A 23,861-nucleotide genomic window follows, 5' to 3' on the forward strand; every position below is an offset into this window, starting at 1 on the left:
GCCCGCTTCCACAGGGACGCGGGGTGTAGCTGATATCTGTACGCAGCCACAAACCTGTGGGAGCGGGCTTGCCCGCGAAGGCGTCAGATCTGGCGCTGCAAATCCTGTTGGCTACACTCTTTCCAACTGCGCACTGCGACACCAAACCGCACAACGCTTTTTTACTTATTGGCCCTGATCAGGCTAAATAGCCCGCGCCTGATCGCCCACTCCAACGGATCTGTCCCATGAACCGACACCGGCTAGCATTTGCCTGGATCGCCTGCTTTGCAGTGCTGTTCAACATGCTCGCCATGCCGATGAGCGGGGCGATGGCGCAAGCGGCCAGTTCGCCGGCCGAGCAATTGCTCTGGAGCAGTTTTTGCACCGGCAGCGGCATGAAGATGGTGGCGATCGACATTGGCGCCAGCGATCAAAAGGCCCCGCAAAACGACAGCCATTCGAACATGCAGCATTGCTGGTGTTGCTCGGGCTCGGCGCCGCTGGTGGCGCTGCCGGGGCATTCGCCGCAGTTGTATTTCGCGCGCTTTGAGAGCAATCGCAGCGTCACGCCCGCCTCACTGCAAACACCAACACCGCGCCAGCAATGGCCAAGTCTCAATCCCCGTGCCTCGCCTCTGGTCTGATTTGTTCGCGCAATAACCCGCGTTTCAAATCGTTCTGGAGAACTGCCATGTTGAACAAACTCATCGTCGTCGCTGCGCTGCTGCTGCCGGCGTGCTTTGCCCATGCCCACGAATACAAGGCCGGTACGCTGGAAATCGCCCATCCGTGGTCACAGGAGCTACCGCCGAATGCGCCGACCGTCGCCGCTTATTTCATCATTCACAACACCGGCAAGACCGACGATCGCCTGCTCAGCGTCGACTCGCCCATCGCCTCTGAAGCGCAGCTGCACGAGCACGTGATGCAGGGCGATCTGATGAAGATGCAGCAAGTGCCGAGCGTGGCGATTCCGGCGGGTGGCAACGTGACCTTCGCGCCGATGGCCTACCACGTCATGTTGCTCAATCCGAACGATCGGAGCCTGCTCAGCGATGGCAAACGCTTCCCGATGACCTTGCATTTCGAAAAAGCGGGTGACGTCAGCGTTGAAGTTGCCGTGCAGAAGAAAGCGCCGGAATCCGCTCAGGGCCACGTCCACGCTCAGTAACCGACCCGGCTGACTTCGCCCATGCGCTCGTTGCGCGCCAGGCCCGTCCCGCATCACCGTCAGACTCAAGCGCTGACGCGTGGCAGCTGGATCGCCCTGTTCGCCATGTTGATGATCTTCATCGGCCCACTGATCTCTCAGTCGATGCCGATGGATCAACACGCCTCGACATCGCTGCCGATGAGCATGGACATGTCGATGGGCATGCCCGGCATGGACCACAGCAGCCATGACGCCAAGCCGTCCGCTGAACACTGCCCACCACAATCCTCACACCATGCGCTGTGGGAAAAGTGCGGTTATTGCAGCCTGCTGTTCAACTGCCCGGCGCTGACCGGCGCAGGCGACTTCGTCGCGTTCAACGTCCCGCCGCAGAGCACCTTCGCCCCGCCCTCGCCACGCCTGGGTCACGCCCGGCAACCCTTCTTCCCGGGCGCCCGCACCCGCGCCCCGCCCATCGCCGCGTAAACACGCACCTCTGATTGCACACGGTTGAGAAGACAGCTTCAGGCTGCCGACCGTGGTGTTTACGACTGTTCGATGGAAATTGTCATGTCCAGGTTTACTGCTGTCCCCTGCGCGGAATCTGCCCGCGCGCACTTTGCCCTGAATGAATCGCGGATTCGTTTCAGGCACGCTATTGCCGTTCTTTGCGGCGTACTGCTGACACCGCTGGCGCTGGCCGACGAGCACGCAGGCCAAGAAAATCAACTGAGCCCGACGGTGATTACCGCGATCGCGCCGAGTTCGCCGCTGACCGTTGTCACCAACCCCAAGGACCCGCGCCAACCGGTGCCGGCCAGCGACGGTGGCGATTATCTGAAGACCATTCCCGGCTTCGCGCTGGTGCGCAATGGCGGCACCAACGGCGATCCGGTGCTGCGTGGGATGTTCGGCTCGCGCCTGAATATCCTCACCAACGGCAGCATGATGCTCGGCGCCTGCCCCGGGCGGATGGATGCGCCGACCTCGTACATTTCCCCGCAAACCTACGATCAGCTCACGGTGATCAAAGGCCCGCAAACCGTGCTCTGGGGCCCGGGTGCATCGGCGGGCACGGTGCTGTTCGACCGCGAGCCGGAAAGCTTCGGCGAACTCGGCACGCGTGTTAACGCGAGCATTCTGGCCGGCTCCCACGGCCGCTTCGACAAGGTGGTCGACGCCGCTGCCGGCGGTCCGTCGGGTTACGTGCGGGTGATCGGCAACACCGCGCATTCCGACGATTATCGCGACGGCAACAATGACATCGTCGCCTCGCGCTACGACAAGTGGAACGGTGACATCGCGCTGGGCTGGACGCCGGACGCCGACACCCTGATCGAACTCACCGCCGGCAAGGGTGATGGCGAGGCGCGTTATGCCGGGCGCGGCATGGACGGCTCGCAGTTTCTGCGTGAAAGCCTTGGCCTGCGTCTGGAAAAATCCGATATCAGCGAGGTGCTGGAAAAACTCGAGGCGCAGGTCTACTACAACTACGCCGACCATGTGATGGACAACTACACCCTGCGCACGCCATCCGGCACCGGCATGATGGCGGGGCCAATGGCGTCGAATGTCGACCGCCGCACCCTCGGCGCGCGGATCAAGGCGACCTGGCGTTGGGCCGAGATCCAGCTGATCACCGGCCTCGACGCGCAAACCGATGAGCACCGCCAGCGCAGTGCGATGGGTGTCGATACTTACAAGGATCTGCCGTACAGCAAGGATGCCGATTTCCACAATTACGGCGTGTTCAGCGAAATGACCTGGTACGCCGCCGAGCGTGATCGCTTGATCACTGGCGCACGGGTGGATCGCGCCTCGGCCAGGGATTATCGGCAAACCACCGGGTCAGGGATGATGTCGCGGCCCAACCCGACCGCCGACGCCACCCGCGCCGACACATTGCCCAGCGGCTTCATCCGTTACGAGCATGACCTCGCCGACAGCCCGACCACGCTCTATGCAGGCCTCGGCCATGCGCAGCGCTTCCCGGATTACTGGGAACTGTTTTCGCCGAACGCCGGCCCGGCGGGTTCGGTCAACGCCTTCGATTCGATCAAGCCGGAAAAAACCACTCAGCTGGATTTCGGCGCGAATTACGAAAGCGCCGACCTCGAGGCCTGGGCTTCGGGCTATGTCGGCGTGGTGCGCGATTACATCCTCTTCGACTACACGCCAGCAATGATGGGCATGAACACCTCGCGCGCCGAGAACATCGACGCGCGGATCATGGGTGGCGAGTTCGGTGCGGCCTACAAGCTCACCGACAACTGGAAAGCCGATGCGACCCTGGCGTACGCCTGGGGCAAGAACAGCAGCGACGGCAAGGCCCTGCCGCAAATGCCGCCGCTGGATGCGCGTTTCGCCCTGACCTACAGCCAGGACGACTGGAGCGCCGGCGCCTTGTGGCGCGTAGTCGCCGCCCAACACCGTATCGACGCGAACAAGGGCAACGTGGTCGGCAAGGATTACGACCAGAGTTCGGGCTTCGGTGTGTTTTCGCTCAACGGCGCGTACCGGATCAACAAGCACTGGAAGGTCAGCAGCGGCGTCGACAACCTGTTTGGCAAAGCCTACGCCGAGCACTTGAACCTGGCCGGCAACGCCGGGTTCGGTTACCCGGCCAATGACCCACAGGCAATTAATGAACCGGGGCGCACGCTCTGGACCAAAGTGGATATGAGTTTCTGACAAGAAAAGTCAAAAAATCGCAGGCTGCGCCAGCTCCTACATGGGATTGCGTACGACCTGGAGGCGCTGGCGAAGGCTGCGATCTTTTGATCTTGAAAAATGATTCGCTCAGCGGAGCACACGTGATGCAAAAGACTCAACCGAATTTCTACAACCTGGCCTGGCGTTGGCATTTTTACGCCGGTCTGTTCGTCGCCCCGTTCATGGTGATGCTGGCCCTGACCGGGATCATCTACCTGTTCAAACCGCAGCTCGATGCGCTGATGTACAGCAGCCTGCTTGAGGTACCTACCGGCCATCACACGGTGCCGGCCGATGACCTGCTGCAACGGGTGAAAACCGCGTACCCGCAAGGCCAGGTCACCCAGTACCTGCCGCCGGTGAATGCCGAGCGCAGCGCACAATTCGTGGTAAAAAACGCTGGCCACGAACTCAACGTGTTCGTCGATCCGTACCACGGTGACATCCTCGGCGAGCAGGATGCCAAGCAGAATCTGCAAGCCATCGCCCGCGCCATTCACGGCGAATTGATGATCGGCACCGTCGGCGATCGGCTGATCGAAATGGCTGCTGGCTGGGGCGTGGTGCTGGTGGTGTCAGGGTTGTTCCTGTGGTGGCCACGCGGGCAGGCTGCAGGCATTTTGTGGCCGCGGCTGAATGCGCGCGGCCGTGTGCTGTGGCGTGATCTGCATGCGGTCACCGGCTTCTGGGGCGCGACGTTGCTGCTGGTGATGCTGCTGAGCGGGATGACCTGGACCGGTTTCTGGGGCAAACAATACGCGGCGGTATGGAACGTGTTCCCAGCCGCGATGTGGAACAACGTGCCGACTTCCGACGTTGAAGCGCGCAGCCTCAACAGCGCCACCCGCCAGACCGTGCCATGGGCGATGGAAAACACGCCGATGCCAATGTCCGGCGACCACGCCGAACACATGGCCCACGGCAACGCCCACGCTGGCCCCGCTGCACCCGCCATCACCTTGCAGGATGTGCAGAACATCGCCAGCGAGCGGCAAGTCGAACCGGGCTACAGCATCACTTTGCCGACCACCGCCACCGGTGTATTCACCATCGCCGTGTCCGCTGACGACCCGCGCAACGACGCCACCCTGCACATCGATCAGTACACCGGCAAAGTCCTCGCCGATGTGCGCTTCGAACACTACGGAGGCGTCGCACGCGCCACGGAAATCGGCGTGATGCTGCACGAAGGCAAGATGTTCGGCACCTTCAACCAGATCGTCGTGCTGCTGATCTGCCTGATGATCCTGCTCAGCGCCGTCAGTGGCGTGGTGATCTGGTGGAAGCGTCGGCCCGAAGGCAAATTCGGCGTACCGCCGCTGCGCCATGACCTGCCGAAGTGGAAAACCGGCGTGGCGATCATGCTGGTGCTGGCAGTGATATTCCCACTGGTGGGTGCATCGCTGGTAGTGGTGTGGTTGCTTGATCGGTTCGTGCTGCCGAGAGTCGCCCGTAACACCGCAGAGCTACCTCGCTGAGGGGATTGGCGCGGGCGGCTTCAATCGCCCGCGCCAGTTGTTTTGCTGGATTACAAATCGTCACGCCACTTGACCGTAGCCGGGCTCGGAGATCGCTGGCGGCGGGTTCGCCATGCGCTGCCCATTCGTCCCGACTGGCGCCAGTAGTAACCTGCGATCAAGACTCTGAATTCCCGCGCTCGACCACGGAGGGATCAAGTTGTGACAACGCCTCGTGAGAAACATAGTGCGCGTGCACTGAGCAGTCATCAGGCAATACGGGACGGCCCTCATTGTCGCTCGGGAAAACCGTTCTACGGCTGAGCGCGACGATGCCGCCCTCCAATGGTTCGGTGACCACAAAACGGCCCGATCGCGCCAAAATGTTTGTTGCGACGATGGGCTTCGATAGCCACGGCAAGTTCCTGCGGAGTGAAAAGTTTGCATAGCGCCACGGTTGAACTGGCGGGAACGTCACAGGATCTGGCCGGGAGTAAAAGTCAAAACCCTCCAGCTGATAGCCTTGTGGCAGTTGCGATTGTTTTTTGGCATCCAGTGGAAACAACTGTTTGGCATCCCATGCCGCCAGACCGGTGGGGCGTGAATGGGTCGCGACAGGTCCGGATAGAGCTTGCGAAAGACATCGTGACGAGGCGGATGGCTGTGAATGTTCGCAGCGAACGTGTAACCCTTGGGCGGCACCAACGAACCCGATGCGTCGAGTTCGACGATGGTGCTCAGGTCGAAACTGCTGACGCCGCCAGGCACGGGCGCCGTCGCCAGGCACGGGCGCCGTCGCCACGAACTTTCCGTCCGGGCGCAGCAGAATCACACTGCCGTGCTCCCTGTCCGAGCCGAGCGGGATCCGGCTGTGAACCCAATAAGCGGCGTCCTCTTGGGTGAGAAAAGCGGTACTGAGGGTTAAAAGTCGTTTTTTAGCGGGACTCGCCGTACGGCCAGACCGGCCTGACACATCACTCATAAAATATCCTGTTGGAAAATCGGGATAACGATCGAATGAGTCTGTGCCCGCAATACCTGCGAATGGCGGTACATGTATATCGTTTCCGTGTCCGCATCCGGACGCCCACCACGCCCCAATCTGGCGCACCTCGGCGCACCATCGCCCGCAACCCGTCCCCTCGTGGTGCACGCGTTCAGCCCGCGACCGCTCTGACACGACATTTTCCTGCCTGATCGCGACCGGGCACAGCCCTTGCAAAACACCTTCAGTCGTCCGCATCTGCCAATCAAAAAAAATCGAATGTTCATGGAGATCGCACAATGAAGCGTCGCAGTTTGATCAAGGCTTTCACACTCACGGCATCCATCGCCGCGATGGGCATGACCTGGACTGTCCAGGCGGCCGAGACCATCAAGGTCGGGATTCTGCATTCGTTGTCCGGGACCATGGCGATCTCCGAAACGTCGCTCAAAGACATGGCCCTGATGACCATCGACGAGATCAACGCCAAGGGCGGTGTGAACGGCAAGATGCTTGAGCCGGTGGTGGTCGACCCGGCGTCGAACTGGCCGCTGTTCGCCGAGAAGGGTCGGCAGTTGCTGACTCAGGACAAGGTCGCCGTGGTGTTCGGCTGCTGGACGTCGGTGTCGCGCAAATCGGTGCTGCCGGTGTTCGAAGAACTCAATGGCCTGCTGTTCTACCCGGTGCAATACGAAGGCGAAGAGATGTCGCCGAACGTCTTCTACACCGGCGCAGCGCCGAACCAGCAGGCGATTCCGGCGGTGGAATATCTGATGAGCGAAGAAGGTGGCAGCGCCAAGCGCTACTTCCTGCTCGGCACCGACTATGTCTACCCGCGCACCACCAACAAGATCCTGCGCGCGTTCCTGCATTCCAAAGGTGTGGCCGACAAGGACATCGAAGAGGTCTACACGCCGTTCGGTCACAGCGACTATCAGACCATTGTTGCCAACATCAAAAAGTTCTCGGCCGGCGGCAAGACTGCGGTCATTTCGACGGTCAATGGCGACTCTAACGTGCCGTTCTATAAAGAGCTGGCCAACCAGGGTCTGAAGGCCACCGACGTGCCGGTTGTAGCGTTCTCGGTCGGTGAAGAAGAGCTGCGCGGCATCGACACCAAGCCGCTGGTGGGCAACCTTGCGGCGTGGAACTATTTCGAGTCGGTTGAAAACCCTGCGAACAAGAAATTTGTCGCTGACTGGAAAGCCTACGCGAAGAAACACAACCTGCCGGGCGCCGATAAAGCGGTGACCAACGACCCGATGGAAGCGACCTACGTCGGCATTCACATGTGGGCGCAGGCGGCCGAGAAAGCCAAATCCACTGACGTCGACAAGGTCCGCGAAGCGCTGGCCGGGCAGACCTTTGCCGCGCCGTCCGGTTATACGTTGACCATGGACAAGACCAACCATCACCTGCACAAGCCAGTGATGATTGGCGAAATCCAGAGCGACGGGCAGTTCAACGTCGTGTGGCAAACCGAAGGCCCGATCCGCGCGCAACCGTGGAGCCCGTTCATTCAGGGCAACGACAAGAAGCCCGATTATGCGGTGAAGAGCAACTGAGTAACCGGATGTCAGTCTTGCGCCTGGCGTGAGGCCGACACTATCCCCCTGTGGGAGCGGGCTTGCTCGCGAAGGCGGACTCACATTCGACATGTCAGTCGACTGACACATTGCTTTCGCGAGCAAGCCCGCTCCCACAATGTCCGCGTCAAGGCGACTGACCATGCCCACTGCCCTTTACCGATTTATCTGTGCCATCGCACTGTTGCTGCCAATCCTGGCCCACGCCGGCGACGCCGAAGACTTCGTCGCGGCCAATGCGATGCAACAGGCCAAACTGCTGGAAGCCTGGGCCGCGCAGCCGGATCCGGCGCGCATCGAATTGCTCGGCGCCTTGCAGCAAGGCGAGCTGAGCATCGATGGCCAACCCAAAACCTTGCGCCTGAACAACCGCCTGCGGGGTCTGATCGACACCGCGATGGCCAGCCATCAATTGCTCGCCGCTGACGCCAAAATCCGTCTGAGCGCCGCGCAGCAATTGCAGAAAAGCCCGAAACCCGCGCAGCTGAAATTCCTCGACCAGCAACTCGCTGGCGAGAAAGATGAAACCGTCCACGCCGCCCTGAGCCTGGCGCTGGCCAATCTGCAACTGGTCGACGCCGATCCGGCCGTGCGTCTTGCCGCCGTGCGCCTGCTCGGCGAAACCGGCGATCCGCTGGCGCGCACACGCCTCGAAGGCCTGCTCGAACCGGGAATAGAAAGCGATGCCGGCGTGCGCACCGCCGCTGAAACCAGCCTCGCTCAGGTCAAACGCAAACTGCTGATCGGTGAAGTCCTCGGTCAGGCCTTCAGCGGCATGTCCCTCGGCTCGATTCTGCTGCTGGCGGCGCTCGGTCTGGCAATCACCTTCGGCCTGCTCGGGGTGATCAACATGGCGCACGGCGAGATGCTGATGCTCGGTGCCTACTCGACCTACGCGGTGCAGTTGATGTTCCAGCGTTACGCACCGCAAGCGATCGAGTTCTATCCGCTGATTGCGCTGCCGGTGGCGTTTTTCGTCACGGCGGCGATCGGCATGGCGCTGGAGCGCACGGTGATCCGTCACCTCTACGGCCGCCCGCTGGAAACCCTGCTCGCGACCTGGGGCATCAGCCTGATGCTGATTCAACTGGTGCGCCTGATGTTCGGCGCGCAGAACGTTGAAGTGGCCAACCCGGCGTGGCTGTCCGGCGGCGTTCAAGTGCTGCCGAATCTGGTGCTGCCGTACAACCGCATCGTCATCATCGCGTTCGCATTGTTCGTGGTGGTGCTGACCTGGCTGCTGCTGAACAAGACACGCCTGGGCCTGAACGTGCGCGCCGTCACCCAGAACCGCAACATGGCCGCTTGCTGCGGCGTGCCGACCGGGCGTGTCGACATGCTCGCGTTCGGCCTCGGTTCGGGCATCGCCGGCCTCGGAGGAGTAGCGCTGAGCCAGATCGGCAACGTCGGTCCCGACCTTGGCCAGAGCTACATTATCGACTCGTTCCTGGTGGTGGTGCTCGGCGGCGTCGGCCAACTGGCCGGCAGCGTGCTCGCGGCGTTTGGCTTAGGCATCGCCAACAAGATTCTCGAGCCGCAGATCGGTGCGGTACTCGGCAAGATCCTCATCCTCGCGCTGATCATTCTGTTCATTCAGAAACGTCCGCAAGGCCTCTTCGCACTGAAAGGACGGGTGATCGACTGATGAACCAGCCTCTGTTAGTCACGGCCACACAAAAGGCCGGGCCAAAAGCCACGCTCGCGGTCGGCGCGGTGGTTCTCGCCCTGCTGGTCGCCCTGCCGCTGCTGTCGTTGTTGCCGGCGGAAAATGCACTGTCGGTCTCGGCGTACACCCTGACGCTGGTCGGCAAAATCCTCTGCTACGCCATCGTCGCCCTGGCGCTGGATCTGGTCTGGGGTTACGCCGGGTTGCTGTCGCTGGGCCACGGTCTGTTCTTCGCCCTCGGCGGTTATGCGATGGGCATGTACCTGATGCGTCAGGCTGCGGGCGATGGCTTGCCGGCGTTCATGACCTTCCTGTCGTGGAGCGAATTGCCGTGGTACTGGACCGGCACCAGCAGCTTCCTCTGGGCCATGTGTCTGGTGGTGCTGGCACCGGGTCTGCTGGCGCTGGTGTTCGGTTTCTTCGCCTTCCGCTCGCGGATCAAGGGTGTGTATTTCTCGATCATGACCCAGGCCCTGACCTTCGCCGGCATGCTGTTGTTCTTCCGCAACGAGACCGGGTTTGGCGGCAACAATGGCTTCACCAATTTCCGCACGATTCTCGGCTTCGGCATCACCGAACCGGGCACTCGTGCGGTGCTGTTTCTGGCCACGGTGTTGCTGCTGGTGGTCAGTCTGTTCATCGGCTGGCGACTGGCGCAGAGCAAGTTCGGGCGGGTGCTGACAGCGCTGCGCGATGCGGAAAACCGCTTGATGTTCTGCGGCTACGACCCGCGCGGTTTCAAGCTGTTCGTCTGGGTGCTGAGTGCGGTGTTGTGCGGTCTGGCCGGCGCGCTGTACGTGCCGCAAGTGGGCATCATCAACCCCAGCGAAATGTCGCCGACCAACTCCATCGAAGCGGCAGTATGGGTGGCCCTCGGCGGCCGTGGCACGCTGATCGGGCCGCTGCTCGGCGCCGGCGTGGTCAACGGCATGAAGAGCTGGTTCACCGTGGCCTTCCCCGAATACTGGTTGTTCTTCCTCGGCGCGCTGTTCATCGTCGTGACGCTGTATTTGCCCAAAGGCGTGATCGGTCTGCTGAAAAAACGAGGTGAACAATGAGAGTCACAGCGAGTGCTGAATTCATGCTCGAACCGGCGTTCTTCCCCGTGGAGCCGAACAAGGACGAGGGCACCAGCCGCGACTCGATCGGCCTCGGCCAGCGCGTCGGCCCGGGGCTCGATACGCGTCACGGCACGATCCTGACCCTGGAAGACATCAGCGTCAGCTTCGACGGCTTCCGTGCGCTGAACAATCTCAACCTGTACATCGGCGTCGGCGAATTGCGCTGCATCATCGGCCCCAACGGCGCGGGTAAAACGACGCTGATGGACGTGATCACCGGCAAGACCAGGCCCAGCCACGGCAAGGCCTGGTTCGGCGAAACCCTGGACTTGACGCAGATGAGCGAAGTGCAGATTGCCCAGTCCGGGATCGGCCGCAAGTTTCAGAAACCGACGGTATTCGAAGCCTTGAGCGTGTTCGAGAACCTGGAGCTGGCGCAGAAAACCGACAAGTCGGTGTGGGCCAGCTTGCGTGCGCGCTTGAGCGGCGAGCAGAAGGATCGCATCAGCGCAGTGCTGGAGACGATTCGCCTGACAACCTCGGTCAATCGCCAGGCCGGCCTACTGTCCCACGGCCAGAAGCAGTTCCTGGAGATCGGCATGTTGCTGATGCAGGACCCCCAACTGCTCTTGCTCGACGAACCAGTGGCGGGCATGACCGACGCCGAAACCGAGTTCACCGCCGAGCTGTTCAAGTCGCTGGCGGGCAAGCATTCGCTGATGGTGGTCGAGCATGACATGGGCTTTGTCGGCTCGATTGCCGACCACGTCACCGTGTTGCATCAGGGCAGTGTTTTGGCCGAGGGCTCGCTGGAACAGGTGCAGGAAAACGAGCGGGTGATCGAGGTCTACCTCGGCCGCTGAATTGCAAACACATTTCGAATGTGGGAGCGGGCTTGCTCGCGAATGCGCAGTGTCATTCAACGTTGATGGCGACTGATCCACCGCATTCGCGAGCAAGGCCGCTCCCACAGGGAGATTTGGGGAGAGTTGAACATGCTGCAAGTCGACAAACTGCACCAGTACTACGGCGGTAGCCACATCCTGCGCGGCCTGAGCTTTGACGTGAAGGTCGGCGAAGTGACCTGCCTGCTCGGCCGTAACGGCGTCGGCAAGACCACCCTGCTCAAATGCCTGATGGGCCTGCTGCCGGCCAAGGAAGGCGCGGTGAACTGGGAAGGCAAACCGATCACCGCATTCAAACCACATCAGCGTGTGCATGCCGGTATCGCCTACGTGCCGCAGGGCCGTGAGATCTTCGGGCGTCTGACGGTGGAAGAAAATCTGCTGATGGGCCTGTCGCGCTTTCCAGGCTCAGAAGCCAAAGAAGTTCCGGGTTTCATCTACGAATTGTTCCCGGTGCTGCTACAAATGAAGCAGCGCCGTGGCGGCGATCTGTCCGGTGGTCAGCAACAGCAACTGGCGATCGGCCGGGCATTGGCCAGCCGCCCGCGCCTGCTGATTCTTGATGAGCCGACCGAAGGCATTCAACCGTCGGTGATCAAGGAAATCGGCGCGGTGATCAAGCAGCTCGCGGCGCGCGGTGACATGGCGATTCTGCTGGTCGAGCAGTTCTACGATTTCGCCGCCGAGCTGGCCGATCAATACCTGGTGATGTCGCGGGGCGAGATCGTCCAGCAGGGTCGCGGTGAAAATATGGAGGCCGAGGGGGTACGCGGGCTGGTCACGATCTAACGCGCCGGTCTAATCTGTAGCTTCCTAACGATAATCACAAATCATGAATTCACTTGCCTCACCTGCCCTGTTTACCCCGAGCTGGCACGCCGAGCTGGAGCTGGCCTACGCGCGCTTCGGCGATTGCACACGGCCGACCCTGCGCCGGCACCTCGGCCCATTGCGCGTGCAAAAGCACCTGTACGCCGAAGGCCCGGAGGTCTGTCAGCACATCATCGTCCATCCGCCGGGCGGGATTGCCGGCGGTGATCGCCTCGACATCAGCGCCCGCGTCGAAGCCAACGCCTGGGCGCAGATCACCAGCCCCGGCGCCGCCAAGTGGTATCGCGCCGGTGGCCCGGCTTTTCAGCAACTCGATCTGCAGGTAGCCGCCGGGGCGACGCTGGAATGGCTGCCGCAGGAAACCATCGTCTACAGCGCCGCGCAGGCTGAACTGAGCACAACCATTGACCTTGAAGGCGATGCGCGGCTGTTCTACTGGGATGTCGTGGCGCTGGGCAGGCCGGCCAGTGGCGAGCGCTTTGACCTCGGGCATTTTCAGGCGCACCTGGATATTCGCCGCGATGGTCGGTTGCTCTGGCATGAACGGCAGCGCATTGTCGGTGCGGACGGTTTACTCGATTCGCCGATCGGCCTGGATGGGCAACCGGTGTTTGCGACGATGCTGGTGACCGGTGAGATAGACGCCGAGTTGCTGGAGCGCTGCCGCTCGCTGGGGCACGAAGTGCGTGGAGACTTGACGCAGTTGCCGGGGTTGCTGGTGGCACGGTGTCTGGCCGGTGAAGCGTTACTCGCCCGCGCCTGGCTGATTGATTTATGGCGACTGCTAAGGCCTGCGCTGCTGGGCCGCGAAGCCATGCCCCCCCGAATCTGGAACACCTGAAATGCATTGCCCTGTAGGAGCTGACGAGTGAAACGAGGCTGCGATCTTTTGATCTTGATCTTTAACAGCAAGATCAAAAGATCGCAGCCTTCGGCAGCTCCTACAGATCGCGATCGACCTGATCATTCTTAACTGCCGATATTGGATTCCAACCATGGACCTGACCCCACGCGAAAAAGACAAGCTGCTGATCTTCACCGCCGGCCTCGTCGCCGAGCGGCGGCTGGCCCGTGGCGTGAAACTCAACTACCCGGAAGCCATGGCCTACATTTCCGCCGCGCTGCTCGAAGGCGCGCGTGACGGCCAGACCGTCGCCGAGCTGATGCACTACGGCACCACCCTGCTCAGCCGCGAACAAGTGATGGAAGGCATCGCGGAGATGATCCCGGAAATCCAGGTCGAGGCGACGTTTCCCGACGGCACCAAACTTGTCACCGTTCACCAGCCGATCGTCTGAGGCCACGCCATGACTTACGCGATTCGCGATGCAACCCGGACCGATCTGCCGGCGATCCGCGACATTTACAACGATGCCGTGCTCAACACCACGGCGATCTGGAACGAACAAGCGGTTGACCTCGGCAATCGCCAGGCATGGTTCGACGCACGTCAGTTGCAGGCGTACCCGATTCTGGTGATTGTCGACCGTGAAAACGCAGTGCTGGGTTATGCCTCGTTCGGCGACTGGCGGCCGTTCGACGGCTTCCGTCACACCGTCGAACACTCGGTGTACGTGCGCAGCGATCAGCGTGGCAACGGCCTCGGCCCGCAACTGATGACCGCGCTGATCGAACGCGCCCGCACTTGCGGCAAACACGTCATGGTCGCCGCCATCGAAAGCGGCAACGCTGCCTCGATCCGCCTGCACGAGCGTGCCGGTTTCAGCATCACCGGGCAGATGCCGCAAGTGGGCACCAAGTTCGGCCGCTGGCTCGATCTGACCTTCATGCAGTTGGCCCTCAACCCCGGCGCACAGCCACCGGACGCCCACAAGGAGTGATGTCGATGAACGCCGCCCAGTTGCGCCGCGTCAATGCTGAGAGCTTTGCCCACTATCGCCAGGGCCTGATCGATCTGCTGCTCGACGCCGTCGGTTACGGCGCCAGCGTCGGCTTCATGGCCGACCTCGATGCCGCCCAGGCGCGCGCGTATTTCGATGAGGTGCAGGACAACATCAACAAGGGCAGCACGCTGCTCTGGGTGGTGGTGAAGGACGAGCAGGTACTGGCCAGCGTGCAACTGGGCCTGTGCCAGAAGGCCAATGGTCTGAACCGCGCCGAAGTGCAGAAACTGCTGGTGCGCGAACACGCGCGCCGCCGTGGTCTCGGCCAGCAACTGATGCAGGCGCTGGAACTCGAAGCGCCCAAGCACAAGCGCGGCATGCTCTATCTCGACACCGAGGCCGGCTCGCCGGCGGAAGATTTCTACAAGGCGCTGGGCTACGTGCGCGTCGGCGAAATTCCCGATTACGCCTGCGACCCGAACGGCATCTACCGCCCGACCGCTCTCTATTACAAAGTCCTGCAAGGAGCCCAGCGATGATTCCTGGCCAATACCGGATCCAGCCCGGCGACATCGAACTCAACGTCGGCCGTCGCACCGTGAACCTGAAGGTCGCCAACAGCGGCGACCGGCCGATCCAGGTCGGTTCGCACTTCCATTTTTTCGAAACCAACGACGCGCTGACTTTTGATCGCGCGGCCAGTCGCGGCATGCGTCTGAACATTCCCGCCGGCACCGCTGTGCGCTTCGAGCCGGGCCAGAGCCGCGAAGTCGAGCTGGTCGATTACGCCGGGCATCGCCGGGTGTTCGGCTTTGCCGGACGCATCATGGGCGAACTCGACTGATCCGGGGCGCCCCGAAAAGATCGCAGCCTTCGGCAGCTCCTACAAATGTCACTCGATCTCAAGCCGATCACTGACTGTAGGAGCTGTCGAGCGCAGCGAGGCTGCGATAGCGAGCTATGCGAGCGATCTCAAAAACAATTGAATCCCAAGGCAAGCACATGAAGATTTCTAGAAGCGCCTACGCCGACATGTTCGGCCCCACCGTCGGCGACAAGGTGCGCCTGGCCGACACCGAGCTGTGGATCGAGGTCGAAAAGGACTTCACCACCTACGGCGAGGAAGTGAAGTTCGGTGGCGGCAAAGTCATCCGCGACGGCCAGGGCCAAAGCCAGTTGCTCGCCGCTGAAGTGGTCGACACGCTGATCACCAACGCGCTGATCATCGACCACTGGGGCATCGTCAAGGCTGACGTCGGCCTCAAGGACGGGCGCATCGCCGCGATCGGCAAGGCCGGCAACCCTGACGTGCAGCCCAACGTGACCATCGCCATCGGCGCCGGCACCGAAGTGATTGCCGGCGAAGGCATGATCCTCACCGCTGGCGGCATCGACACCCACATCCACTTCATCTGCCCGCAGCAGATCGAAGAAGCGTTGATGAGCGGCATCACCACCATGATCGGCGGCGGCACCGGTCCCGCTACCGGCACCAACGCCACCACCTGTACCTCCGGCCCGTGGCATCTGGCGCGCATGCTCCAGGCCGCCGATGCCTTCCCGATGAACATCGGCCTCACCGGCAAAGGCAACGCCAGCCTGCCGGAGCCGTTGATCGAACAGGTCAAGGCCGGTGCCATCGGCCTCAAACTGCACGAGGACTGGGGCACCACTCCGGCGAGCATCGACAACTGCCTCAACGTTGCCGATCAGTACGACGTGCAGGTGGCGATCCACACCGACACCCTCAACGAATCCGGCTTCGTCGAAACCACCCTCGGCGCATTCAAGGGCCGCACCATCCACACCTATCACACCGAAGGTGCCGGTGGCGGCCACGCGCCGGACATCATCAAGGCCTGCGGTTTCCCCAACGTGCTGCCGAGTTCGACCAACCCGACCCGGCCGTTCACCCGCAACACCATCGACGAACACCTCGACATGCTGATGGTCTGCCACCACCTCGACCCGAGTATTGCCGAAGACGTCGCCTTCGCCGAAAGCCGCATCCGCCGCGAAACCATTGCCGCTGAAGACATCCTCCACGACCTCGGCGCGTTCTCGATGATCAGCTCCGACAGTCAGGCCATGGGCCGCGTCGGTGAAGTCATCACACGCACCTGGCAGACCGCCGACAAGATGAAAAAACAGCGCGGCCCACTGCCCCAGGACGGTGAGGGCAACGACAACTTCCGCGCCAAGCGTTACATCGCCAAGTACACGATCAACCCGGCGATTACCCATGGCATCAGCCATGAAGTCGGCTCGATCGAAGTCGGCAAGTGGGCCGATCTGGTGCTCTGGCGCCCGGCGTTTTTTGGCGTGAAGCCGACGCTGATTCTCAAGGGTGGGGCGATTGCCGCGAGCCTGATGGGTGACGCCAACGCCTCGATTCCCACCCCGCAGCCAGTGCATTACCGTCCGATGTTCGCCAGTTACGGCGGCTCGCTGCATGCCACCAGCCAGACCTTTATCAGTCAGGCGGCGCAGGAGGCCGGGTTGGCGGAAGCGCTGGGATTGAAGAAGAAGATCGCCGTGGTCAAAGGCTGCCGTGACGTGCAGAAAACCGACCTGATCCACAACGATTATCTGCCGAACATCGACGTCGACCCGCAGACCTATCAGGTCAAGGCCGACGGTGTATTGCTGTGGTGCGAGCCGGCGGAAACCCTGCCGATGGCGCAGCGCTACTTCCTTTTCTGACGGCCGTTGCGCTGCCGGTTACAGACGCTCATGTCCGTCTCCGGCAGCGCTGCCTGATCAATCAGGAAACGCCCATGACATCTGCTGTTCGCTGTAGTTGTAATCCAGGCGCAGCTCGGTGCCTGCCGGGATATCCTGCGACGCGAACACCGTGTTGAGGATAAAGTCGCGGGTCACCTGTTTATCGCCTACCCATTGCTGCGCCTCGATATCGAAAGGCACGGTTTCCACGTTATAGCCACCCGGTGCCTGGCGAATCGGCTTGCCGGCCTCGTTGTATTCGAAATTGGAGTTGATTCGGGAAATGATGTTGTCGCCCAGTATGGCCAGCGGGTCGGGCAGCATTCGCCCCGGACCATATTGCAAGCGCACCCCGGCGAGCATGCTGAAGGTCTGTTCATGGGGATGCACGAACCTCGCAGGTGTGATGACACCTGCGTAAACGCCGATTGTCTCGCCTTTGGCAATGCGCCGGTTGGCCACCACCATCGACTGGCCGATCAAGGCCTTTTCGCCGGGGACTTGTACATCGGCTTCGGTAAACACCCGCCATTGCAGCTTCTCTTCGTAGAGCATCGCCACATCCTCATAACCTTCGTGCTTGATGTAGGGCTTGATCTGTTCGGAGGTGAACTGGTCACCGTTTTCGAAGCGCACCTTGGTCTGCAGTTTCCGAATGCGGATGGGCCTGCCGGCAACGTCACGTAGCGGGTATTTGCCATTGTTGGCGCGGTTGTATGTGCCGAGCTGATTACCGAGGAATGAGTAGCGCGTTTCGCTGCGCATCAGGTTCAGCTCGTGTGCCGTGTACGGTTTGATCGGCATCGATTCGGAGGCCAGATAGAACTGCTCCGACGCGCCGTCGTCATTGCGCGGCAGCTCCTCCAGGGCCATTTCGAACTCATCGTCGCTGCGTCGAGGTGAGCGGCGACTCTTGCGCGGCATGACCGTCTGGGGTGCGGAAACTGCAAAATCCTGCAAAGGATACCAATGGTTGCTCGCTGGATCGTGCGCCAACACCGGCCCCGAAGGTTGCATTTCGCTTGCCAGCCGGGCCCTATGCAACCCGGTTTGCGCATCGACGGCAAGCAACACCGTGCCGCCACCCTGAACATCGGCATAGTGTCGGCCCTTGAACGTACGAATGCCGTGCGCATCGGCATCAGGCAAGACGACCGACGGATGAATCAGGTACTGCTGCAGGGCGGGGACGTCGGCGCTGGCGGCTTGGGCGGAAGCGGACGTCGATGCATGCACTTGCACCCTTGGGGTCGTAGCCGTGTGCGAAGAGTCGACCGTGCTGCCGGCCGAATCAGGCGCATCGCCCGCAATCCTGCGGCTGACGGGGTCGGGCGTGAAGCGCGGGGTTTCCGGTCCGGGAGGGATCGAATCAACAGGCGTACGTGAGTGCTGAGGCCCATCGACACGGGGCGTGCCTGGCGTTGGTGGTTTGGGTTTGACTGGCATGTGTACATTTCCTTGTAAGAACTGCGCAGCGCCACGGTGAGAGTGGCGCTACGTCAATCGGCGTCCATTGCCGATCCTCAGCGCAAACTAGCAGACCGCTCAGCCGGTTCAAACCAGAGAAACATGTGCAAACAATAACCGTGAATGGCGACGCTACTCGACCAGCAAGCGCCCCAGACGCTGGCGCAACATACGGTTTTCCGCGCGCAGTTCATGGACTTCTTCGAGCAGGTCCAGCGCCAGGGCGACGCCTTCCCATTCCAGCTCCAGCTCGCGCCGCAGCTTGGCGGCGCGTTTGGCCAGGGCGAGTTCATAATCCGTGAAGCGCCAATCGCGCGGCTGCCCGCCCTGAGGTTCGAGGATGCCGTGCTCGACGATCTCGATCACGTAGACGTCCGGCAAATCGGCCGCCTCACAGAATTCTGCCAGGTCCAGTTGAACGATCAGGGGGCTGCTCATGTCGGGCTACTCCTTCGTCGGGTTCAGAAGTTCTCTCGCGGGTTGAACGCGGCTTTTTTCGCCAGTTCCTGCCACAACGCCTTGACCTCATCGTCGGACGCTTTAGGCATCACGGCCTTGAGCTGCACGAACAGATAACCGCGCTCACCGGCCTTGTTCAGCAGGCCATGGCCCTTGGCGCGCATGCGCTGGCCGTTCTGGCTGCCGGCCGGCACCTTGAGGTTGATCTTGCCGGTCAGGGTCGGCACGGCCACTTCAGCGCCCAGCGCCAGTTCCCAGGGTGCCAGTGGCAAGGTGATGATCAGGTTTTCGCCTTCAACATCGAATTTCGGGTGCGGCGCAAAACGAATGGTCAGATACAGATCGCCATTCGCTCCGCCGCCGATACCCGGTGCGCCCTGGCCCTTGAGGCGAATCCGCTCGCCATCGGTCACCCCGGCCGGAATTTTCACGTTCAGGCTCTTGCTGGTGTTGCTCACGTGCTGGCCGTGCGCGTTGTATTGCGGCACCTGGAAGGTGACTTTCTTCGATTCGTTCGACAGGGTTTCTTCGAGGAAGACCGGCAGTTCCATTTCCACGTCTTGCCCTCGGCGTCCGCGTGATTGGCGGCTCTCGGCGCCACCGAAACCGGGGCCGCGATTGCCGAAGATCGAACTGAAGAAGTCCGAGAAGTCGCCCGTGTCGGCACCGCCGCCGAAACCGCCACGGCTTTGCCAGCCCGGTGGGCCCTGGAACGGCTGACCGTGCTGGCCGTAACGGCGCAGTTCGTCGTATTCGGCGCGCTTGTCGGCACTTTTCAGTGCTTCATAGGCTTCCGAGGCGTCCTTGAACTTGGCCTCGGCGTCTTTTTCCTTGCTGACATCGGGGTGGTATTTGCGCGCCAGCTTGCGATAGGCCGCCTTGATGGCCTTGTCGTCGGCTGTCGGCTCCACGCCGAGTATCTTGTAATAGTCTTTGAAGTCCATTGAAGGATCACCATCCGTTATCGATTTCGCGCCGAGACCAGCGTGCGCCCGATTGGCGCGTGCCGGGTTGACCGATCTCATGGTTGTGACCGGGTGGCGCCGCAGAAGTTTATCGGCAGTGGACGGCGGTTCTGTTGACCGCCGATGTATCTGCCGGCCCATGCCAGCAAGTTTGGGGCGAACCGCGAGGTTTCAAGGCAACCGGGATGCGAAATAGCAGATGACCGGCCTTCGAATCTGCCGCGCACTGACATACACTGCGCGGCCGTTTTTTTGACCGGAACCGAAAGACATGAAAGACGCCTCTCCAGCCCGTGCCTGCGGCATCGACTTCGGCACGTCCAACTCCACCGTCGGCTGGCTGCGCCCCGGCATGGACACCATGATTGCGCTGGAAGACGACAAGATCACCCTGCCGTCGGTGGTCTTCTTCAACATCGAGGAACGTCGCCCGGTCTACGGACGTCTGGCGCTGCACGAGTATCTGGAAGGCTACGAGGGCCGGCTGATGCGCTCGTTGAAAAGCCTGCTCGGTTCCAAGCTGATCAAGCACGACACCAGCGTCCTCGGCACGGCGATGCCGTTCAAGGACCTGCTCGGGCTGTTCATCGGCCAGCTCAAGAGCCGCGCCGAAGCCGCCGCCGGTCGGGAATTCGAGCACGTGGTGCTGGGTCGCCCGGTGTTTTTCGTCGATGACGATCCGCTCGCCGACCAGGAGGCCGAAGACACACTCGTGGAAGTGGCGCACAAAATCGGTTTCAAGGACGTGTCGTTCCAGTACGAGCCGATCGCGGCGGCGTTCGACTACGAGTCGACCATCGAAAAAGAAGAGCTGGTGCTGATCGTCGACATCGGCGGTGGTACCTCCGACTTCTCGCTGGTGCGTCTGTCGCCCGAGCGGCGCGGTGTCGATAATCGTCACGACGATATTCTGGCCACTGGCGGCGTGCACATCGGCGGGACCGACTTCGACAAACAGCTCAGCCTGCAAGGCCTGATGCCCCTGTTCGGCTACGGCAGCCGGATGAAGAGCGGCGCCTACATGCCGACCAGCCACCACATGAACCTGGCAACCTGGCACACGATCAACTCGGTGTACTCGCAGAAGTCCACCCTGGCGCTGGGCAGCATGCGCTATGACATCGAAGACACCGGCGGCATCGATCGCCTGTTCAAGCTGATCGAACAGCGCGCCGGGCACTGGCTGGCGATGGAAGTCGAAGAAACCAAGATCCAGCTGACCCACACCGACAGCCGCCACGTGCCGCTGGATCGCATCGAGGCCGGGCTGAGCGTCGAGCTGAGCCGCGCGTTGTTCGAATCGGCGATCGAAGCACTGCTGGAGCGGGTGCGCGGCAGCGTTACACAGTTGTTGACTGATGCTGGGGTGGCGGTCGATCAGGTCGACACGGTGTTTTTCACGGGTGGTTCCAGCGGCATCCCGGCCCTGCGCAACAGCGTCTCGGCGATGCTGCCGAACGCGCGGCATGTCGAGGGGAATATATTTGGCAGCATCGGCAGCGGCCTGGCGATTGAAGCCATGAAGCGCTATGGCGTCATGAACTGATCCAAATCAGCAGCGCGCCCTTCGCGAGCAAGCCCGCTCTTGCATTCGATCGCATTCCTTGAGTTGAAATGCAATCCGGTGTGGGAGCGGGCTCGCTCGCGAAGGCGCCCGATCAGGCAATACAGATCCATCGGTTAGACCATCCCGCCCAGCTTCAACTCACTCTTCAGATAAGCGTAATAAATCGGCCCCGCCACCACCCCCGGCAGGCCGAACGCGGCTTCGAACACCAGCATCGCCAAGAGCAACTCCCACGACTTGGCACTGATCTGCCCACCAACGATGCGCGCGTTGAGAAAGTATTCGAGCTTGTGGATAACGATCAGGTAGCCCAGCGCGGCGATCGCCACCCAGATCGACAGCGACAGGCCGACGATGGTGATCAGCGTGTTCGACATCAGGTTGCCGATCACTGGCAGCAGGCCGAGCAGGAAGGTCAGCACGATCAGGGTTTTGGTCAGCGGCAGCTTGATGCCGAACATCGGCAGGATCACCGCGAGGAAGATTCCGGTGAACACGGTGTTGAGCAGGGAAATCTTGATCTGCGCGAAAACGATATTGCGAAACGCCTGCACCAGCAGATGCAAACGGTCGAACAAAGCGGCGGCCAGCGGCTTGCGCTTGGTCACGTCAGGGATGCGCTGCAGGGCGATGATCGCGCCCAGGACCATGCCGATCAGCAGGGTGACGAACATGTGCGCAGCGTCCTTGCCGACCAGTTGCAGGTCGGCCAGGTGTTTGCTCGCCCACTCACCGATCGCCACGCGAAATTCAGCGGCACTGGCCGGCAGATAGGCGTCGATGAACGGCGGCAACTGCCCTCGCGCGCGATCGACTACGCCCATGAATTTGTCGAGGGAGGCGCCGGGGTTTTCTGCTTCGTGCAACAGGAAACTGATGGCTCCGGCGAAAATCAGCGCCAGCACGCTCACGACCAGCGTGCCGAGCAGCGCCACCGCCAACCAGCGCGCACGCCGTCCTTCGATCAGCCGTTGCAGTTGCGGGGTAAGCATGTTGACCAGCTCGAACACCAGCAACCCGGCCAGCAGGCTCGGCAACAGGCGTAGCGGCAGCACCAGCAGCAAACCGCCAAAAATGATGATGCAACTGACCCAGAACACAACATGACGCTGAGAAAACGTTGGCATACAGCCTCAAAACGAACGGCGTGAAAGGATGGGCAGTCTGCCAGCGATCCGGTGCCGAAGCGAGCGCAGACCCTGGGTCGTCGTCGCGCCGCAAAGATCGCAGCCTGCGGCAGCGCCTACAGAATCACGATCTGATGGAGGAGCTGCCGAAGGCTGCGATCTTTTGATCTTATTTCTTCTTCAGGCAATCGCTCATGAATGCCTTGCGCGCATCGCCGGTCAGCGCTTTGGTTTTCGCATCGGCATTGCAGGTGGTCATCTTCTGCTGTTGCGGCGTCAGCACCTTGCCATCGTTGGCCGCAGGCGCCGCTTTCAGGCAGGTGCTCATGAAAGCCTTGCGCTCGTCGCCCTTCAGACTTTTGGCAGTCGCATCGGCATTGCAAGTGGTCATCTTGTTCTGTTGCGCCGTGGCGGCGAAACCCTGGGAACACAGGAGCAGCCCGATCATCAACAACGGCACACGCAACATCTTCATGGAGTTTTCTCCTTGTTGCCGCACCGATGGATGCGGCCTCTGTCGCAGTGTAGTCAAAGCTTGTTACACCTTCCTGCCCTGAAGGTGGCTGCGCCGGTATTGCTCCGGCGTGCATCCGGCTTGACGGGCAAACATGGCGATGAACGCCGAGCCGCTGCTGTAGCCGAGGTCGAAAGCGATTTCCTGCACCGAGCGCGACGTCTCCAGCGCTTCGATCGCCGCCAGATAACGCAAGCGCTGGCGCCATTCACCAAAGCTCATGCCCAGCTCACGAACGAACTGGCGCGCCAACGTCCGCTCGCTGACATGCACTTGCGCGGCCCAATGCGCCAAGGGTTGGTTGTTGCCGGGCTCGGCCTGCAAGGCTTCAAGAATCGTCAGCAAGCCGGGACTGCTTGCATACGGCAGATAACATTCCTGCACCGGCGCCTGTTGCAGTTGATCGACCAGTACCTGAGCCAGACGCCGATCGGCCTCGTGCTCGGGAATCTTTACATCGCGGGCGGCGAAGTCCTTGAGAATCGCTTTGAGAATGTCGCTGATCGCCAGTGTGCAGGCGCGCGTCGGCAGCCGCGTGCAGACGTCGGAATCAAGGCATACCGCGCGGTAGTTGACCGGCTGATGGCTGTAGAAACTGTGCTCGACCTCGGGTGGCACCCACACCGCGTATTGCGGCGGCGACATGAAGCGGCTGCCCTCGACATCCATGTGCAGCACGCCATGGGCCGCATACTCGAGCGTGCCCCACGGGTGTCGGTGCGGCGCGGCAAATTCGTGGGCAGTGAAATCGGCGTAGCGGAAATACACCGCCGAGGGCAGTTGGCTGAAATCGAGCAGATCGATGTGTTTGCTGTTCATGCTGTCCGAATGCAGAGGCGGGTTGTCCGTTTTGCAG

Annotated in this window: 24 protein-coding genes; 17 read left to right on the forward strand and 7 right to left on the reverse strand. The window is 61.6% G+C overall.

The features are described from left to right. Nucleotides 1–227: 227 nt before the first annotated feature. The 5 genes from CXF97_RS09830 to CXF97_RS09850 all read left to right on the forward strand — a co-directional run bounded on the left by CXF97_RS09830 (nucleotide 228) and on the right by CXF97_RS09850 (nucleotide 5,325). Nucleotides 228–626: a DUF2946 domain-containing protein gene (locus CXF97_RS09830; RefSeq protein ID WP_101158331.1), complete on the forward strand. Its 399-nt coding sequence runs from the start codon at nucleotides 228–230 to the stop codon at nucleotides 624–626. Between the two features lie 47 nt (nucleotides 627–673). Beyond that, entirely contained in the window at nucleotides 674–1,153 is a 480-nt protein-coding gene (locus CXF97_RS09835; protein WP_101158332.1) for a copper chaperone PCu(A)C, read from the forward strand. Nucleotides 1,154–1,174: 21 nt separating this feature from the next. Next, on the forward strand, nucleotides 1,175–1,621 hold the full coding sequence (locus CXF97_RS09840; protein WP_101158333.1) for a DUF2946 domain-containing protein: 447 nt from the start codon (nucleotides 1,175–1,177) through the stop codon (nucleotides 1,619–1,621). 84 nt (nucleotides 1,622–1,705) lie between these two features. Next, nucleotides 1,706–3,826 carry a TonB-dependent copper receptor gene (locus CXF97_RS09845; RefSeq protein WP_101158334.1) on the forward strand — a complete coding sequence of 707 codons (2,121 nt, stop codon included), beginning with the start codon at nucleotides 1,706–1,708 and terminating at the stop codon, nucleotides 3,824–3,826. Between the two features lie 125 nt (nucleotides 3,827–3,951). Further along, complete coding sequence (locus CXF97_RS09850) at nucleotides 3,952–5,325, forward strand: PepSY domain-containing protein (RefSeq protein ID WP_101158335.1); 1,374 nt, start codon at nucleotides 3,952–3,954, stop codon at nucleotides 5,323–5,325. A gap of 157 nt (nucleotides 5,326–5,482) precedes the next feature. On the opposite strand, the gene CXF97_RS27960 is transcribed toward CXF97_RS09850, so the two are convergent. After that, nucleotides 5,483–6,286 carry a hypothetical protein gene (locus tag CXF97_RS27960; RefSeq protein ID WP_157830876.1) on the reverse strand — a complete coding sequence of 268 codons (804 nt, stop codon included), beginning with the start codon at nucleotides 6,284–6,286 and terminating at the stop codon, nucleotides 5,483–5,485. A gap of 302 nt (nucleotides 6,287–6,588) precedes the next feature. Here CXF97_RS27960 and urtA point away from each other — a divergent pair, with 302 nt between their 5' ends. The 11 genes from urtA (at nucleotide 6,589) to ureC (ending at nucleotide 16,885) form a co-directional block, all read left to right on the forward strand. Next, entirely contained in the window at nucleotides 6,589–7,854 is a 1,266-nt protein-coding gene (urtA, locus tag CXF97_RS09860) for an urea ABC transporter substrate-binding protein (RefSeq protein WP_101158337.1), read from the forward strand. 163 nt (nucleotides 7,855–8,017) lie between these two features. Beyond that, nucleotides 8,018–9,520, forward strand: a complete 1,503-nt coding sequence (gene urtB / locus CXF97_RS09865) for an urea ABC transporter permease subunit UrtB (protein ID WP_101158338.1) — start codon at nucleotides 8,018–8,020, stop codon at nucleotides 9,518–9,520. Continuing rightward, nucleotides 9,520–10,599 (forward strand): urea ABC transporter permease subunit UrtC, encoded by a 1,080-nt coding sequence (gene urtC / locus CXF97_RS09870; protein WP_101158339.1) that lies wholly within the window; start codon nucleotides 9,520–9,522, stop codon nucleotides 10,597–10,599. Before urtB ends, urtC begins: the two co-directional genes overlap by 1 nt. Beyond that, complete coding sequence (gene urtD / locus CXF97_RS09875) at nucleotides 10,596–11,465, forward strand: urea ABC transporter ATP-binding protein UrtD (RefSeq protein WP_101158340.1); 870 nt, start codon at nucleotides 10,596–10,598, stop codon at nucleotides 11,463–11,465. Before urtC ends, urtD begins: the two co-directional genes overlap by 4 nt. A 132-nt stretch (nucleotides 11,466–11,597) precedes the next feature. Further along, on the forward strand, nucleotides 11,598–12,296 hold the full coding sequence (urtE, locus tag CXF97_RS09880; protein WP_101158341.1) for an urea ABC transporter ATP-binding subunit UrtE: 699 nt from the start codon (nucleotides 11,598–11,600) through the stop codon (nucleotides 12,294–12,296). A gap of 43 nt (nucleotides 12,297–12,339) precedes the next feature. Then, complete coding sequence (locus tag CXF97_RS09885; RefSeq protein ID WP_101158342.1) at nucleotides 12,340–13,179, forward strand: urease accessory protein UreD; 840 nt, start codon at nucleotides 12,340–12,342, stop codon at nucleotides 13,177–13,179. Nucleotides 13,180–13,333: 154 nt separating this feature from the next. Then, nucleotides 13,334–13,636 carry an urease subunit gamma gene (gene ureA / locus CXF97_RS09890; protein ID WP_042608931.1) on the forward strand — a complete coding sequence of 101 codons (303 nt, stop codon included), beginning with the start codon at nucleotides 13,334–13,336 and terminating at the stop codon, nucleotides 13,634–13,636. A 9-nt stretch (nucleotides 13,637–13,645) separates the two neighbouring features. Continuing rightward, entirely contained in the window at nucleotides 13,646–14,179 is a 534-nt protein-coding gene (locus CXF97_RS09895; RefSeq protein WP_101158343.1) for a GNAT family N-acetyltransferase, read from the forward strand. Between the two features lie 5 nt (nucleotides 14,180–14,184). Then, the gene (locus tag CXF97_RS09900) at nucleotides 14,185–14,721 is read left to right on the forward strand and encodes a GNAT family N-acetyltransferase (RefSeq protein ID WP_101158344.1); all 537 of its coding nucleotides are present in this window, start codon (nucleotides 14,185–14,187) and stop codon (nucleotides 14,719–14,721) included. Further along, nucleotides 14,718–15,026, forward strand: a complete 309-nt coding sequence (locus CXF97_RS09905) for an urease subunit beta (protein WP_101158345.1) — start codon at nucleotides 14,718–14,720, stop codon at nucleotides 15,024–15,026. The genes CXF97_RS09900 and CXF97_RS09905 overlap by 4 nt, the downstream gene beginning before the upstream one ends. A 158-nt stretch (nucleotides 15,027–15,184) precedes the next feature. After that, a complete protein-coding gene (gene ureC / locus CXF97_RS09910) occupies nucleotides 15,185–16,885 on the forward strand; it encodes an urease subunit alpha (protein ID WP_101158346.1) in 1,701 nt (566 codons plus the stop codon). A 57-nt stretch (nucleotides 16,886–16,942) separates the two neighbouring features. Here the strand turns inward: ureC and CXF97_RS09915 are convergent, their stop codons facing one another. The 3 genes from CXF97_RS09915 to CXF97_RS09925 all read right to left on the reverse strand — a co-directional run bounded on the left by CXF97_RS09915 (nucleotide 16,943) and on the right by CXF97_RS09925 (nucleotide 19,776). Further along, complete coding sequence (locus CXF97_RS09915) at nucleotides 16,943–18,352, reverse strand: SET domain-containing protein (RefSeq protein ID WP_101158347.1); 1,410 nt, start codon at nucleotides 18,350–18,352, stop codon at nucleotides 16,943–16,945. Nucleotides 18,353–18,505: 153 nt separating this feature from the next. Beyond that, complete coding sequence (locus CXF97_RS09920) at nucleotides 18,506–18,811, reverse strand: chaperone modulator CbpM (protein ID WP_101158348.1); 306 nt, start codon at nucleotides 18,809–18,811, stop codon at nucleotides 18,506–18,508. A gap of 23 nt (nucleotides 18,812–18,834) precedes the next feature. Next, the gene (locus CXF97_RS09925) at nucleotides 18,835–19,776 is read right to left on the reverse strand and encodes a DnaJ C-terminal domain-containing protein (RefSeq protein ID WP_101158349.1); all 942 of its coding nucleotides are present in this window, start codon (nucleotides 19,774–19,776) and stop codon (nucleotides 18,835–18,837) included. 292 nt (nucleotides 19,777–20,068) lie between these two features. On the opposite strand from CXF97_RS09925, the gene CXF97_RS09930 reads away from it, so the two are divergent. Next, entirely contained in the window at nucleotides 20,069–21,343 is a 1,275-nt protein-coding gene (locus tag CXF97_RS09930) for an Hsp70 family protein (protein WP_101158350.1), read from the forward strand. A gap of 134 nt (nucleotides 21,344–21,477) precedes the next feature. Here CXF97_RS09930 and CXF97_RS09935 read toward each other — a convergent pair whose 3' ends face one another. The 3 genes from CXF97_RS09935 to CXF97_RS09945 all read right to left on the reverse strand — a co-directional run bounded on the left by CXF97_RS09935 (nucleotide 21,478) and on the right by CXF97_RS09945 (nucleotide 23,824). Beyond that, nucleotides 21,478–22,491, reverse strand: coding sequence for an AI-2E family transporter (locus CXF97_RS09935; protein ID WP_101158351.1), 1,014 nt, complete (start codon nucleotides 22,489–22,491; stop codon nucleotides 21,478–21,480). A 169-nt stretch (nucleotides 22,492–22,660) separates the two neighbouring features. Beyond that, nucleotides 22,661–22,966: a PsiF family protein gene (locus CXF97_RS09940; protein WP_039756973.1), complete on the reverse strand. Its 306-nt coding sequence runs from the start codon at nucleotides 22,964–22,966 to the stop codon at nucleotides 22,661–22,663. A 63-nt stretch (nucleotides 22,967–23,029) separates the two neighbouring features. Next, nucleotides 23,030–23,824: a helix-turn-helix transcriptional regulator gene (locus tag CXF97_RS09945; RefSeq protein ID WP_101158352.1), complete on the reverse strand. Its 795-nt coding sequence runs from the start codon at nucleotides 23,822–23,824 to the stop codon at nucleotides 23,030–23,032. Between the last annotated feature and the right edge of the window lie 37 nt (nucleotides 23,825–23,861).

The sequence above is a fragment of the Pseudomonas sp. Choline-02u-1 genome, assembly GCF_002836515.1.
Lineage (GTDB): Bacteria > Pseudomonadota > Gammaproteobacteria > Pseudomonadales > Pseudomonadaceae > Aquipseudomonas.

Coding starts and splice junctions, on each gene's coding strand:
- CXF97_RS09925 (WP_101158349.1), bottom strand. CDS start 19,776: ATGGACTTCAAAGACTATTACAAGATACTCGGCGTGGAGCCGACAGCC.
- CXF97_RS09835 (WP_101158332.1), top strand. CDS start 674: ATGTTGAACAAACTCATCGTCGTCGCTGCGCTGCTGCTGCCGGCGTGC.
- urtE (WP_101158341.1), top strand. CDS start 11,598: ATGCTGCAAGTCGACAAACTGCACCAGTACTACGGCGGTAGCCACATC.
- CXF97_RS09940 (WP_039756973.1), bottom strand. CDS start 22,966: ATGAAGATGTTGCGTGTGCCGTTGTTGATGATCGGGCTGCTCCTGTGT.
- CXF97_RS09935 (WP_101158351.1), bottom strand. CDS start 22,491: ATGCCAACGTTTTCTCAGCGTCATGTTGTGTTCTGGGTCAGTTGCATC.
- CXF97_RS27960 (WP_157830876.1), bottom strand. CDS start 6,286: ATGAGTGATGTGTCAGGCCGGTCTGGCCGTACGGCGAGTCCCGCTAAA.
- ureA (WP_042608931.1), top strand. CDS start 13,334: ATGGACCTGACCCCACGCGAAAAAGACAAGCTGCTGATCTTCACCGCC.
- CXF97_RS09945 (WP_101158352.1), bottom strand. CDS start 23,824: ATGAACAGCAAACACATCGATCTGCTCGATTTCAGCCAACTGCCCTCG.
- CXF97_RS09930 (WP_101158350.1), top strand. CDS start 20,069: ATGAAAGACGCCTCTCCAGCCCGTGCCTGCGGCATCGACTTCGGCACG.
- CXF97_RS09830 (WP_101158331.1), top strand. CDS start 228: ATGAACCGACACCGGCTAGCATTTGCCTGGATCGCCTGCTTTGCAGTG.
- urtC (WP_101158339.1), top strand. CDS start 9,520: ATGAACCAGCCTCTGTTAGTCACGGCCACACAAAAGGCCGGGCCAAAA.
- CXF97_RS09840 (WP_101158333.1), top strand. CDS start 1,175: ATGCGCTCGTTGCGCGCCAGGCCCGTCCCGCATCACCGTCAGACTCAA.
- CXF97_RS09920 (WP_101158348.1), bottom strand. CDS start 18,811: ATGAGCAGCCCCCTGATCGTTCAACTGGACCTGGCAGAATTCTGTGAG.
- CXF97_RS09900 (WP_101158344.1), top strand. CDS start 14,185: ATGAACGCCGCCCAGTTGCGCCGCGTCAATGCTGAGAGCTTTGCCCAC.
- CXF97_RS09850 (WP_101158335.1), top strand. CDS start 3,952: ATGCAAAAGACTCAACCGAATTTCTACAACCTGGCCTGGCGTTGGCAT.
- ureC (WP_101158346.1), top strand. CDS start 15,185: ATGAAGATTTCTAGAAGCGCCTACGCCGACATGTTCGGCCCCACCGTC.
- CXF97_RS09885 (WP_101158342.1), top strand. CDS start 12,340: ATGAATTCACTTGCCTCACCTGCCCTGTTTACCCCGAGCTGGCACGCC.
- urtB (WP_101158338.1), top strand. CDS start 8,018: ATGCCCACTGCCCTTTACCGATTTATCTGTGCCATCGCACTGTTGCTG.
- urtA (WP_101158337.1), top strand. CDS start 6,589: ATGAAGCGTCGCAGTTTGATCAAGGCTTTCACACTCACGGCATCCATC.
- CXF97_RS09905 (WP_101158345.1), top strand. CDS start 14,718: ATGATTCCTGGCCAATACCGGATCCAGCCCGGCGACATCGAACTCAAC.
- urtD (WP_101158340.1), top strand. CDS start 10,596: ATGAGAGTCACAGCGAGTGCTGAATTCATGCTCGAACCGGCGTTCTTC.
- CXF97_RS09895 (WP_101158343.1), top strand. CDS start 13,646: ATGACTTACGCGATTCGCGATGCAACCCGGACCGATCTGCCGGCGATC.
- CXF97_RS09845 (WP_101158334.1), top strand. CDS start 1,706: ATGTCCAGGTTTACTGCTGTCCCCTGCGCGGAATCTGCCCGCGCGCAC.
- CXF97_RS09915 (WP_101158347.1), bottom strand. CDS start 18,352: ATGCCAGTCAAACCCAAACCACCAACGCCAGGCACGCCCCGTGTCGAT.